Source organism: Rhizobium sp. NXC24 (assembly GCF_002944315.1).
Lineage (GTDB): Bacteria > Pseudomonadota > Alphaproteobacteria > Rhizobiales > Rhizobiaceae > Rhizobium.
Genome location: NZ_CP024311.1, coordinates 1,882,133 through 1,894,561, shown reverse-complemented (window position 1 = coordinate 1,894,561; position 12,429 = coordinate 1,882,133). Strand labels below are relative to the sequence as shown.

General features: G+C 60.4%; 11 protein-coding genes. 2 read left to right on the top strand and 9 right to left on the bottom strand.

All coding sequences use genetic code 11. From position 1 onward, the window contains the following. Positions 1–118: 118 nt before the first annotated feature. From NXC24_RS09325 to cysG, 4 genes are read right to left on the bottom strand one after another with little or no spacing between them, the layout of a single operon-like run. Positions 119–631, bottom strand: a complete 513-nt coding sequence (locus NXC24_RS09325) for a DUF934 domain-containing protein (protein ID WP_104823019.1) — start codon at positions 629–631, stop codon at positions 119–121. A gap of 10 nt (positions 632–641) precedes the next feature. Continuing rightward, on the bottom strand, positions 642–2,315 hold the full coding sequence (locus tag NXC24_RS09320) for a nitrite/sulfite reductase (RefSeq protein ID WP_104823018.1): 1,674 nt from the start codon (positions 2,313–2,315) through the stop codon (positions 642–644). Positions 2,316–2,322: 7 nt separating this feature from the next. Beyond that, positions 2,323–2,637: a DUF2849 domain-containing protein gene (locus tag NXC24_RS09315; RefSeq protein ID WP_104823017.1), complete on the bottom strand. Its 315-nt coding sequence runs from the start codon at positions 2,635–2,637 to the stop codon at positions 2,323–2,325. A 3-nt stretch (positions 2,638–2,640) separates the two neighbouring features. Then, positions 2,641–4,077 (bottom strand): siroheme synthase CysG, encoded by a 1,437-nt coding sequence (gene cysG / locus NXC24_RS09310; protein ID WP_104823016.1) that lies wholly within the window; start codon positions 4,075–4,077, stop codon positions 2,641–2,643. Positions 4,078–4,371: 294 nt separating this feature from the next. Between cysG and NXC24_RS09305 the strand changes: the two genes are divergently transcribed. Together NXC24_RS09305 and mazG are read left to right on the top strand one after the other, a co-directional pair. Beyond that, complete coding sequence (locus tag NXC24_RS09305; protein WP_104823015.1) at positions 4,372–4,959, top strand: nucleoside deaminase; 588 nt, start codon at positions 4,372–4,374, stop codon at positions 4,957–4,959. A gap of 25 nt (positions 4,960–4,984) precedes the next feature. Then, a complete protein-coding gene (gene mazG, locus NXC24_RS09300) occupies positions 4,985–5,821 on the top strand; it encodes a nucleoside triphosphate pyrophosphohydrolase (protein WP_104823014.1) in 837 nt (278 codons plus the stop codon). Between the two features lie 106 nt (positions 5,822–5,927). Here the strand turns inward: mazG and hflX are convergent, their stop codons facing one another. From hflX to NXC24_RS09275, 5 genes are all read right to left on the bottom strand, one after another. Then, the gene (gene hflX / locus NXC24_RS09295) at positions 5,928–7,292 is read right to left on the bottom strand and encodes a GTPase HflX (RefSeq protein ID WP_199773572.1); all 1,365 of its coding nucleotides are present in this window, start codon (positions 7,290–7,292) and stop codon (positions 5,928–5,930) included. 48 nt (positions 7,293–7,340) lie between these two features. Continuing rightward, positions 7,341–7,583, bottom strand: a complete 243-nt coding sequence (gene hfq / locus NXC24_RS09290) for an RNA chaperone Hfq (RefSeq protein ID WP_007693481.1) — start codon at positions 7,581–7,583, stop codon at positions 7,341–7,343. A gap of 108 nt (positions 7,584–7,691) precedes the next feature. Beyond that, positions 7,692–8,555: a D-amino-acid transaminase gene (locus tag NXC24_RS09285; RefSeq protein WP_104823012.1), complete on the bottom strand. Its 864-nt coding sequence runs from the start codon at positions 8,553–8,555 to the stop codon at positions 7,692–7,694. A 74-nt stretch (positions 8,556–8,629) separates the two neighbouring features. Then, entirely contained in the window at positions 8,630–9,994 is a 1,365-nt protein-coding gene (locus NXC24_RS09280) for a sigma-54 dependent transcriptional regulator (protein ID WP_104823011.1), read from the bottom strand. Beyond that, positions 9,984–12,257, bottom strand: coding sequence for a PAS domain-containing sensor histidine kinase (locus tag NXC24_RS09275; protein ID WP_104823010.1), 2,274 nt, complete (start codon positions 12,255–12,257; stop codon positions 9,984–9,986). Before NXC24_RS09275 ends, NXC24_RS09280 begins: the two co-directional genes overlap by 11 nt. Between the last annotated feature and the right edge of the window lie 172 nt (positions 12,258–12,429).

Here is a 12,429-nt window from a genome sequence, read left to right as displayed (position 1 = left end):
GCCGGCATAAAATATGCGTGTTCCGGTCAGGATTCACGCATCATGTGAGCCGTATATACCAAGAATGCGGCAATCCGATGTATTTCGCATTGCCGGCATCCCTGGGCTAGAAGCCGAATTAGGCCGTTTTAGCCGCCTTACGGCGCCAACTAAAGGCTTGGCCATCTTCGGCTTGCCGGGCGGTCGGCTGATAGTGATGCGGAATGCCCGGAAGGCGCTGCTCCGAAAGCCTCTTCAGCGCCGTCTCGTTGGTAACCGCAAAACTGTCGATACCGACACGCAGCATCAACGGAATCTGGTCGATCAGCACATCGCCGACCGCACGCAGCTCATTGGCATAACCAAGGCGCTGACGCAGCAGCGAAGCATGGCTGAAGGCGCGGCCATCGTTGAAAGCCGGAAACGCTACGGCGACGATCTCCAGGCGGGAGAGATAGGGCTCCAGCCGCGTCACATCGTCAGCCGGCTTGATCAATACGCCAAGGCCGACATCGTTGCTTTCCTCGGCCTTGGCAATCAAGGCATCGAGGCCAAGCAGAGGCTTCTGCTCTTCGGTCGCCTTCGGCTCATCGGTCTCGATGATCCAGAGATCGTTTGCGACAAAACCGGTTTCCCGCCAAATCTTCGTCATGGCCATCTCCTTACGCCGCTTCAGCCGCAGCCGAGCCGTAGAGCGCGTCCTTGAAAGGCTGCGGTCCGACGCGGCGGTAGGCGGCGAGGAAGGTTTCGGAGGGTTCCAAGCGCAGGCCGAGATAAGTATCGACGATTGTCTCGATCGCGTCGGTCACCTTGTCCGGCTCAAAGCCGCGGCCGATGATCTCACCGATCGAGGTATGTTCGTCGCCGGAACCGCCAAGCGTGATCTGATAGAGTTCCGCACCCTTCTTCTCGACGCCGAGCAGGCCGATATGGCCGACATGGTGGTGACCGCAGGCGTTGATGCAGCCAGAAATCTTGATCTTCAGCTCACCGATTTCGGCCTGACGCTCGGCCGAACCGAAGCGCTTGGAAATTTCCTGCGCAACCGGGATCGAACGGGCATTGGCGAGAGCGCAATAGTCCAGCCCCGGACAGGCGATAATATCCGTGATCAGGCCGGCATTAGCCGTTTCGAGACCGGCGGCGACCAGACCGCGATAGACGGCCTCGAGATCGGCCAGCGCCACATGCGGCAGGATCAGATTCTGCTCATGGCTGACGCGGATTTCGTCGAAAGCATATTCTTCGGCGATATCGGCGACCACGTCCATCTGCGCATCCGAAGCATCGCCCGGAATACCGCCGATCGGCTTCAGCGAGATCGTCACCATGCCATAATCGGGGTTCTTGTGCGGCTGCACATTCTGCTGCACCCAGCGGGCAAAATCCGGATCGGCTTTTTTCCAGCGGGCAAGGTTTTCCCAGCCTTCGGCACGCTCGGGCAGAGCCGGCGGCGCGAAATAGGTAGCGATCGCCTGAACGTCCGCTTCGGGAAGCTTCAGTTCGGTGTCCTTCAGCTTCACAAACTCGGCCTCGACCTGGCGGGTCAATTCCTCAGCCCCGGTTTCGTGCACGAGGATCTTGATGCGGGCCTTGTATTTGTTGTCGCGGCGGCCGTGCAGATTGTACACGCGCACGATGGCGGTCGTGTAGGACAGCAGGTCTTCTTCCGGCAGGAAGTCGCGGATCAGCTTGGCGACCATCGGCGTACGGCCCTGCCCGCCACCGACGTAGACGGCAAAGCCGATTTCGCCCTTGTCGTTCTTCTTCAGATGCAGGCCGATGTCGTGCACCTGGATGGCGGCGCGGTCGCGCTCGGCGCCGGTGACGGCGATCTTGAACTTGCGCGGCAAGAAGGAGAACTCCGGGTGGACCGAGGACCACTGCCGCAGGATTTCCGCATAGGGACGCGGGTCGGCGACTTCGTCAGCGGCAGCACCGGCAAAATGGTCGGCTGTGACATTGCGAATGCAATTGCCCGACGTCTGGATGGCGTGCATCTCGACGGAAGCGAGGTCGGCAAGCACATCGGGTATATCGGACAGCTTCGGCCAGTTGAACTGCAGATTCTGGCGGGTGGTGAAATGGCCATAACCGCGGTCATAGGTGCGCCCGATATGGGCGAGCATACGCATCTGGCGTGAGCTCAACGTGCCATAAGGAACGGCGATGCGCAGCATGTAAGCATGGAGCTGCAGATAGACGCCATTCATCAGCCGCAGCGGCTTGAACGCATCTTCCGAGAGTTCACCCGAAAGGCGCCGCTGCACCTGATCGCGGAACTGTGCAACCCGTTCCGCAACAAAGGCGTGGTCAAATTCGTCGTAACGATACATGATTTCCTCAGACTGCAATGAATTCCGGATCGGCCGCGGCATAGCCCGGCGCGTATTCCATAGTGGGACCTTCGGCGCGAATGCGCTCGCGCAGGCGCAGCGGCCAGAGCTTGCCGCCGGTTTCCTGGATCTCGATCAGAGCAACATCGACAACCTTGTTGTCGGCATAGGCCTGCTTGCCGATCGCCTCGAGCGCGGCTTCCGCCTCGGCATGACGAGCGACCAGCGCCCCTTGCAGCGAGGTTGCCCACTCACCATTGGCATTCCACCAGACGGCAATGCCGTCGGTCAGCCGGTTTGCGGTCAGAACCTTGTCGACCATGGATCAGCTCCTTGCAAATTCTTGAGCAGCGGTCTCCTGACGGACCAGCGGCTCGGACTGTTCGAAATTGGCGCCGGCGACGGCATCGCCTATGATAACCATGACCGGACCGCTCAGCTCATCGCGATGCTCCAGGTCCGGCAAATCTTTCAATGTGCCGTGCATCAGGCGCCGGTCGCGGCGGCTGGCGTTCTCGATGACGGCAACAGTCGTCTCAGGCGGAAGCCCGGCGTCCATCAGGCGGCCAGCAACGGATGCGGCCACCGTACGGCCCATATAGACGGCGATGGTCGCGCCGGATACGGCAAGGCTTGCCCAATCCGGCAGAACGTCGCCGGTCAGGTCGTGACCAGTGGTGAAGACCAGCGATGAAGCAACGCCGCGCAATGTCAACGGCAGCTCGAAATCGGCAGCCGCAGCAAAGGCCGAGGTGATGCCCGGAACGATCTCATAGGTAACGCCAGCGGCACGCAGGGCAGCCATCTCTTCGCCCGCCCGGCCATAGACCAGCGGATCGCCGGATTTCAGCCGCACAACGCGCTTGCCGTCGCGGCCAAGCTGCACCAGCAGATCGTTGATCTCTTCCTGGGATTTGGTATGGCAGCCCTTGCGCTTGCCGACGGAAAGACGCTCAGCGTCCCGGCGGCCCATATCAACAATGGCCTGCGGGACGAGCGCGTCATAGACGATGACATCAGCTTCCATCATCACGCGCTGGGCGCGCAGGGTCAGCAGATCTTCCGCGCCAGGACCGGCACCGACCAGCCACACATGGCCCTCGACCTTATGCATCGAGCACAGCAAGCTGTCCGCAGCGCGTTCCGCCTGCAGCAAATGGCCCGCACTGACGGCGTCAGCAACCGGACCGGAAAAAAAGCGGCGCCAGAAGACGCGGCGAGCGACGCCGCGCGGCACGAGACGATCGACGGATTTGCGATAGCTCGTCGCCAGTTCAGCGAGCTTGCCGAGCGAGGGCGAGAGTATCTGATCGATCTGCGCGCGGATCATCTGCGCCAGCACGGGGCCGGCGCCTTCGGTACCGATCGCAACGGCCACAGGGGCACGATTGACCAGCGCCGGGGTGTAAAAATCGCAATAGTCCGGCTGATCGACGGCGTTCGCCGGAATTCTTTCGGCGCGGGCGGCATCAACAATAGCGCGATCGGCTTCGGCATCGCCAGTGGCGGCGAACACGAGGGCAGCGCCCTGGACCTGATCCGGCGAAAAGGCTGCACGCACCGTCTCGATGCGGTTGGCAATCAGGAAGGAGTGATAATCGGCCTCCGGCGTCTGCGTATAGGCGACGATCTTCGCCTGCGTGTTCATCAGCAACCGCGTCTTGGCAAAGGCTTCATCACCATTGCCGAAGACAGCCGCGATCCTTCCTTCCACGCGAAAGAAGGCGGGAAACACCGAAAGCTGTTGAGTCCTGGGAGGCATTATCATTCCACTTCGAGATTGCCCGAATATCACCTTACCGGCCAGGAGATTGAAGAAACAGAAATTCTAATGCTCCGCCGAGTCCGTATTCTTTTGCTCGACATCTGTCCGATTTGAGCAAAACTCACCAGTCAGTCAGAATAGCATAAATACAGGAAATCCATAGACTTTTAGGACTTCTTGCTATCACGGATATTCCTATTGCCTGTGGCAAATGGAGTCCATACGTCATTTGCGCATTCCGCAGGGCCGACGATGCCGTTAAGATAGGGAAAAAGTTTCGGAGTGTGCCGCTTGTCCGCCAACACCATCGCCCCTCGCCTCCTCGATGTGATGGAACACGATATCCTGCCATTGACGCAAAGGGGCGTTGCCGCCGGAAACAAGGTGTTTGGCGCCGCGATCCTGCGCAAATCCGACCTGTCGCTGGTCATTGCCGAAACGAACAACGAACTCGAAAATCCGCTTTGGCATGGCGAAGTGCATGCGTTGAAGCGCTTCTACGAACTCGGCGAGAAGCCTGCGACCAAGGAGCTGATCTTCCTCTCTACGCACGAACCTTGCAGCATGTGCATGTCGGCAATCACCTGGGCCGGTTTCGATAATTTCTATTACTTCTTCAGCCATGAGGATTCCCGCGACGCCTTCGCGATCCCGCATGACCTGAAGATCCTGAAAGAAGTCTTCGGACTGGAACCGGGCGACTATCGCCGGCAGAACGCCTTCTGGAACAGCTTTGCCGTCGCCGATCTCGTCGAAACCGAGGCGGACCCGCTGAAGGCGGCACTCAAGGAACAGACGGCGCGCATCAAGGCCGCCTATAACGCGCTCTCTGATAGCTATCAGGCGACCAAGAGCGACAATGACATTCCACTGAACTGAGATAGACAAGACTATAGAGGCCCCGATGCAAGCATCGAGAGACATATCCCGCCTGATCGAAATCATGGCGGCGCTGCGCAATCCCGAGACCGGTTGCCCCTGGGACATTGTCCAGACCTTCGAGACCATCAAGCCCTATACGATCGAGGAAGCCTACGAGGTTTCCGATGCGATCGAACGCAGGGATATGGACGATCTTTGCGAGGAGCTCGGCGATCTCCTGCTGCAGGTCGTTTTCCACGCTCGCATGGCCGAGGAAGCGGGCGAGTTCTCCTTTGGCGATGTGGTGGAAGCCATTACCCGCAAGATGATCCGCCGGCATCCGCATGTCTTTGCCGTCTCCGGCGCCGACACGCCCGACGCTGTGAAGCTGCAATGGGAGGAGATCAAGGCGGAAGAGAAGCGCGAGCGCGCCGGGCGGCGGGCGCGGCGGGGTATTGCCGAAGATTTCAAAACCGGTTTCCTCGGCTCGGTGCAGCGCACATTCCCCGCTTTGACCGAGGCCCTGAAATTGCAGGAACGCGCCGCCAAAGTCGGATTCGACTGGTCAGCACCCGAGCCGATCCTCGACAAGATCGAGGAGGAGATCGATGAATTGCGGGTGGCGCTTGCGAGCGGCGACAAGGCCAAGGTCGGCGACGAACTGGGCGACCTGATCTTCGCCGTCGTCAACATCGGGCGGCATGTGAAGGCAGACCCGGAGCAGTCATTGCGCGGCACCAACACGAAGTTCCGCCGCCGTTTCAATCACATCGAAACGACACTTGCCGCCGAAGGGGAAACCCTGGACGGCGCTTCTCTGGAACGGATGGAAGATATCTGGCAGGCGGCGAAGGCGATCGAGCGTCAGCTCGCCGAGTAGAGCAATCCAGGAAAAGTGCGAAGCGGTTTTCCGTCCGGAATTGCGAAAAAACAAAAGGATAGAGCGGTTCTGCCATTCCGTGAAAAGCTGAACCGCTCGAGGACGCCTATTCCCAATCCTCACGCTGCGGCTTCGGGCCGTTGCCCATGCGCCGTTCCAGCTCCGCGGCTTCCGTCTCAGTCAAGCGCAGATCCAACGTGATCGTGCCGTCCTCGTTGTCTTCCCGGTTATCGACGATGGCGTGATTGTAAAGCCAGGGCAACAATGCCAGCTTGTCGACGGGCAGCGTGATCGTCGTCTCGGTCAGGACACCGGAAAGCCGGCGGCTGATTTCGTTCATCAGGCGATCGACGCCCTCACCGCTCCTTGCCGAGACCGCGATCACGTTTTCGGCGGTTGATGCCTTCTGGACGATGGCATCGTGCGCCTCCGGCTCCAGTCGATCAATCTTGTTCCAGACCTCGAGGATGCGCTCCGCCCCTTCCGCCTCGCCAATGCCGAGATCGCCGAGGATGCGCATGACATCGGCGCTCTGCGCTGGGTTGTCGTCATCCGAAAGATCGCGCACATGCAGGATCAAGTCGGCTTCCAGGACTTCTTCCAGCGTAGCGCGAAAAGCGGCCACCAGATGGGTCGGCAGGTCGGAAATGAAGCCGACGGTATCGGAGAGGATCACGGTGCGGCCATGCGGCAGCTTCATGCGCCGAAGCGTCGGATCGAGCGTCGCAAACAGCATGTCCTCGGCCAGGACGCCGGCGCCGGTAATTCGGTTGAACAGCGTCGATTTGCCGGCATTGGTATAGCCCACCAATGCCACGATCGGGTGCGGCACCTTCTTGCGCTTGGCACGGTGAAGCTGACGGGTGCGCACCACTTGTTCCAGTTCGCGCTCGAGCCGGATGATCCGCTCCTGCAGCATGCGCCGGTCGGCCTCGATCTGGGTTTCACCGGGGCCGCCCATGAAGCCCGCACCGCCGCGCTGGCGCTCAAGGTGGGTCCAGCTTCGAACCAGCCGGCCTTTTTGGTAATTCAAATGTGCGAGATCGACCTGCAGCGTGCCTTCCTTGGTGGAGGCGCGGCGGCCGAAGATTTCGAGAATGAGACCCGTGCGGTCGATGACCTTGGCGTTCCATTCCTTCTCGAGGTTGCGCTGCTGTACCGGCGTCAGCGGATGATCGACGATCACCAGGCCGGCGTTAAATTCATCGAGCAGCGCGCGGATTTCCTCGATCTTGCCTGTGCCGAGAAGCGTCGCTGGACGCGGATCGCTGATCGGCACGATCGAGCCATTGACGACGTCCAGGTCGATGGCAAGCGCCAGACCCTTGGCTTCTTCGAGCCGGCTTTCGGGGGAACGTGTAGTCGTCGTCGCACCATCTGCCTGCGCGGTGCGCGATGCGCGCGCCTGCTTCAGGACAGGCACAATGACGACAGCATGCGTATCATCCCGATGCTTTGCTGTTTCCGGGATGATGGAATCGTTTTTCGTATCGCGTGTCGTGATAACGGCAAATCCTAGTTAGGATGCGACTTCTTCGCTCTCGAACATCTGCATCGGTTGGCCAGGCATGATCGTCGAGATCGCATGCTTGTAGACGAGCTGAGAATGGCCGTCTCGGCGCAGCAGGACGCAGAAATTGTCAAAAGACGTAACAACGCCCGTGAGCTTTACGCCATTGATCAAAAAGATTGTGAGTGAAATCTTTTGCTTGCGAACAGTATTGAGAAATAGGTCCTGCAAGTTCTGAGAACGTTCCGCCATCGCGCCGCTTCTTTCTTTTTTGCCGGCCTAAGCCGGTGAAATATCAAGATATACTGAGACCCCGGACAGGAGATACCCTCATTCTCCCCTCTCCAGCGAATGTTGGTATCAAATCGCAGTCTTTTCCGCAACGTCGAAAAAGGCTTCGCGGATTTTCTGCGAAACGGTTCCCGGATGACCGTTGGCGATCGTCTCGCCATCGATGGCGACCACCGGAAAACAAATGCTTGTGGCCGCCGTGATGAACACTTCGCGCGCCGCCATCATCTCCTCGACGGAGAAAAACCGCTCGACGATGGGAAGCTCCAATTTCGCGGCAACGTCGATCAGCGTCGTGCGCGTGATGCCGCGCAGAATGCCGTGCTCGGCCGGACGCGTGACCAGGTTGCCATCGGAATCGACGATCCAGACGTTGGTCGCTGCCCCCTCCTTCACCATGCCGTTGTGGTCGATATAGATGGCTTCCTGCGCGCCGGCTTCCTTGGCCTGCTGGCGAGCCAGCGCGTTCGACAGAAGCCCGACCGACTTGATGTCGACCCGATCCCAACGGTTGTCGCGCACGGTAATCGCCTTGATGCCATTGGCATTTTTCTTGGCGATGATGGACGGATCGGTGCTCTTGGCGGTGACGACGATCGAGGACGGCGTCCCTGGGGCCGGGAAAACATGATCCCGCCGGGCAACACCGCGCGTAACCTGCAGATAGAAAAGGCCGTTGCGGACATGATTGCGGCGCAGAGTCTCGCGAATCACATGGATCAGCACCGCGCGGCTCATCGGCCAGGCGATGCGCAGCTCGCCGAGGGAGCGGTTGAGACGGTCGAGATGCCGGGTCAGATCGACGATCAGGCTGTGACGGACCTCGCAAACCTCGTAGACGCCGTCGGCGAATTGATAACCGCGATCCTCCACATGGACCATCGCGTCGCTGTGCTTGACGTAACGGCCGTTCACATAAGCTATTCTCGGCATGGCGGACCCTGAGCAGAGTTTTATAAGGACATGAAGGAGTTGCGCGGCAGGTCGTCACCGCCGCGCAAATGATTTCAGACGCCGAGCGACTTCAGCTTGCGATGCAGCGCGGAGCGCTCCATGCCGACGAACTCGGCCGTGCGCGAAATATTGCCGCCGAAGCGGTTGATCTGGGCAATCAGATAGTCGCGCTCGAACATTTCACGCGCTTCACGCAGCGGCAACGTCATGATGTGATAGTCGTTCTTGGCGGAGACCTTCGGCAGCATGTCGCCAAGATCGGTCGGCAACATCTCCGCCGTAATCGGCGTATCCGGGCCATCGGTGCGCGCCAGGATCATCAGGCGTTCGATATTGTTGCGAAGCTGGCGAATATTGCCCGGCCAATCATGCGCCTGCAGCACCGCCATGGCGTCGTCGCCGATCCGGCGCGAGCGGATGCCGGCCTGCTCGGAAATCTGCCGCATCAACTGATCGACGAGGAATGGAATATCCTCGCGCCGCTCGGCGAGAGCAGGCACCCGCACCGGCACCACGGCCAGGCGATGGTAGAGATCTTCGCGGAACAGGCTTTCGGCAATCCGGCTTTCCAGATTGTAGGCCGTCGACGATATGATGCGCACATCGACCTTCACCCGCTTCGAGCCGCCGACGCGCTCGAATTGCTGATCGACCAGCACGCGCAGGATCTTGTTCTGCGTCTCGCGCGGCATCTCGCCGACTTCGTCGAGATAGAGGATGCCCCGATGCGCCTCTTCCAGCGCGCCGATCTTGCGTGGCTGGCCGGGCGAACCCTCGGTCCCGAACAGGGCGATCTCCATGCGTTCGGGCGTGATCGTTGCGGCATTCAAGGCGACGAAAGGACCATTGGCGCGCGACGACTTCTTGTGAATCATACGGGCCACCAGCTCCTTGCCGGAACCGGAGGGGCCGAAGATCATCACGCGGCTATTGGTGGGAGAGACCTTGTCGATGGTCTGGCGAAGCTGCGAAACGGCAACCGACGTGCCGATCAGCTCGACGGCATCACCGGTGCGGCGCTTGAGCTCCGAGACCTCGCGCTTCAGCTTGGAATTTTCCAGCGCCCGTTCGGCGATCAGGATCAGCCGGTCTGCCTTGAACGGCTTCTCGATGAAATCGAAGGCGCCGCGCTTGATGGCGGAGACGGCGGTTTCGATGTTGCCGTGGCCGGAGATCATCACGACAGGCAGCTCCGGATGCCGTGTCTTGATCTCATCCAGCAGCGACAGTCCGTCGAGCTTGCTGCCCTGCATCCAGATATCGAGGAAGATCAGCCGCGGCGCGCGGTCGGAGATCGCCGCCAAAGCGCTGTCACTATCAAACGCAGTGCGAGTCTCATGCCCCTCATCTGAAAGAATTCCCGAAACGATTTCGCGGATATCTTCCTCATCATCCACCACGAGAATATCAGATGCCATATACGCTTTCCTTGTCACTTGCTGTCTGGGCGACGGCGGCCTGCTCACGACGCGGCAAATGCACGCGGATCATGGCACCCCTGCCCTGGTCGAAATCGGCGGGAGCATCATGCAATTCGAGCTGCCCGCCATGGTCTTCAATGATCTTCTTGACGATCGCGAGACCGAGGCCCGTCCCCTTCTCGCGCATCGTCATGTAAGGTTCGAGAATGCTGTGCCGATTCTCGACCGGCAGGCCGCGGCCATTGTCGATGACGTCGACCGTAAAGCGATCGCGCTCAGCATCCAGGGATGAACGTACAAGGACCTTAGGCTCCTCGCGGGTCTCGCCGCTCGGCACGCCCTCGATCGCCTCGACGGCGTTCTTTATGAGATTGCCGAAAGCCTGACCCAGCATGCGCGTGTCAAACATGCCTTCCAGTCGCTCGTCCCCGAGTTCGCGCTCGAACTTGACGTGATTGTTTCCCATTTCGCGCAGGAACACCGCGTCGCGCAGGATGTCGCGCAGATCGCTCGGTTCCATCGTCGGTTTCGGCATGCGGGCAAATGACGAGAATTCATCGACCATGCGACCGATATCGCCCACCTGGCGGATGATCGTGTCGGTACATTGATCAAAGACCGGGCGATCGGCCTCGGCGATATTCTTGCCGAAGCGGCGGCGGATGCGCTCGGCGGAAAGCTGGATCGGCGTCAGCGGGTTCTTGATCTCATGCGCGATACGGCGGGCGACATCGGCCCAAGCGGTCGAGCGCTGGGCGATGACCAGATCGGTGATGTCGTCGAGCGTGATGACGTAGGATTCATTCGCGTCGCGCGACTCCTCGCGCGTCACCTGGACGCTCAGCGTCCGCACCGTACCGCCGCGCACCAGGCTGATCTGCTTGCGGAAATCATTGCGATGCCGGGTCGTCGCTTCCGTCACCACCTGCTCGACCTCAGGGGCTATCTCCGCCAGGTTCTTGCCGACAAGCTCATCGCTCTTCAGGGTCAGCAGCTCTTCGGCAGATGTGTTGGCAATGGTGATGCGCCGGTCGTGTTCGACGCCGATCACGGCCGCAGTGACGCCGGAGAGCACCGCTTCGATGAAGCGGCGGCGGTCATCCACCTCGTCCTTGGCTTCAAGAATCTCGTCGCGTTGGGTGCGTATCTCCGCGATCATCTTGTTGAAGGTGCGCGACAGGCTGCCGACGTCGCCATCGGCCGCGCGCACCGGCACCAGCACATTCATGTTGCCGGAGGCGACATTGTCGGCTGCACTGATCAAAAGCCGGATCGGCCGAACGATGCGGTCGGCAACCGCGATCGCGGTCCAGATCGCCGCCAGAAGCACGATCAGCGCAAAGCCGATATAGAGCACGGCAAAGGCGATCTGCAGGGACATGCGTCCTGCTTCCATCGCCTTGTATTCGGCCGTGTTGTCTTCGACCATGCGCATCGCGTTCATGACGCGCGGATCGACGGCCCGGACGGTATAGAGGAAGGAGCCGGGAATCTCGTCCAGTTTGAGGATGGCGCCGACGAGGTTGGTCACTCCGGGCGGTATGAGCGTCGGCTGGCCGTCCGCGGAGGCGTCGAGCGCATCCTTCGGAATGGCCGGCAGCGGACGCTCAGTCTTGATGTCGGCCTGAACGATCGCGCTGCCGTCACGGCGCACCAGAAACGCGCCCAGCAAACCGCGGCCCTTGGCCTGGCGGGTCATCAGATCGGCAAAACCGGTGCGGTCGAGGCTGTAGAGCGTGCGATTGCGCTCCAGATCGTTCGCCATGGAAACGGTCTGGCCCTGCAGGTAGCTGGCGTTCTCCATCAGGTAGGCTTGGGCGACATTCTGCGAGGAACTGATGATCTGCTGCGTGCGCAGCGCAAACCAGCGGTCTAGGCCGACATTCAGCGTCAAGCTGGCGACAATGGCCACGAGGATCGCCGGGGTGATCGCAACGATGGAAAAGAGAACGACGATGCGGATATGCAGACGCGCCGCCGCGCGGCCGCGACTGCGCGCTTTCACAAGGCGCGCAACTTCGCGTGCGATCAGGGCGATCAGCCCCAGAACGAACAGGCCGTTGATCACAACGGAGGTGAAGACGACAGAGGATGTAGGGGCAATCGGTGTCAGCCCCAGAAGCATCAGAAGCGTCGCAATCGCGCACAAAAGCGCGCCGCCGGCCAAGATCAGGCCAGGGAGGGCGAAGGATGCTCGACGGTCCGTCACTTTGACGACCGCCTCGTCGCTCGCTTGCGGCGACACCGCGTCCTGCTTCATTCCCATCGTCTCCGGGCCCAGGCGGCGGTCGGCGCCTTGGCCAAAATTGCATCAGCACCGTTTTGGCAGCAGCAGGAGTGACAGGCAAAGGTGGGAACCGTCATCCGGCCTCGCGCTCGACGCAAAACCTCCGCTTCAAATCATTGGAACAATGAACTGAAACTGCTGAACA

Bases quoted from the DNA above. Each gene is read 5' to 3' on its own strand.
- NXC24_RS09325 (WP_104823019.1), bottom strand. From the start codon at position 631: ATGACGAAGATTTGGCGGGAAACCGGTTTTGTCGCAAACGATCTCTGG.
- NXC24_RS09320 (WP_104823018.1), bottom strand. From the start codon at position 2,315: ATGTATCGTTACGACGAATTTGACCACGCCTTTGTTGCGGAACGGGTT.
- NXC24_RS09315 (WP_104823017.1), bottom strand. From the start codon at position 2,637: ATGGTCGACAAGGTTCTGACCGCAAACCGGCTGACCGACGGCATTGCC.
- cysG (WP_104823016.1), bottom strand. From the start codon at position 4,077: ATGCCTCCCAGGACTCAACAGCTTTCGGTGTTTCCCGCCTTCTTTCGC.
- mazG (WP_104823014.1), top strand. From the start codon at position 4,985: ATGCAAGCATCGAGAGACATATCCCGCCTGATCGAAATCATGGCGGCG.
- hfq (WP_007693481.1), bottom strand. From the start codon at position 7,583: ATGGCGGAACGTTCTCAGAACTTGCAGGACCTATTTCTCAATACTGTT.
- NXC24_RS09285 (WP_104823012.1), bottom strand. From the start codon at position 8,555: ATGCCGAGAATAGCTTATGTGAACGGCCGTTACGTCAAGCACAGCGAC.
- NXC24_RS09280 (WP_104823011.1), bottom strand. From the start codon at position 9,994: ATGGCATCTGATATTCTCGTGGTGGATGATGAGGAAGATATCCGCGAA.
- NXC24_RS09275 (WP_104823010.1), bottom strand. From the start codon at position 12,257: ATGAAGCAGGACGCGGTGTCGCCGCAAGCGAGCGACGAGGCGGTCGTC.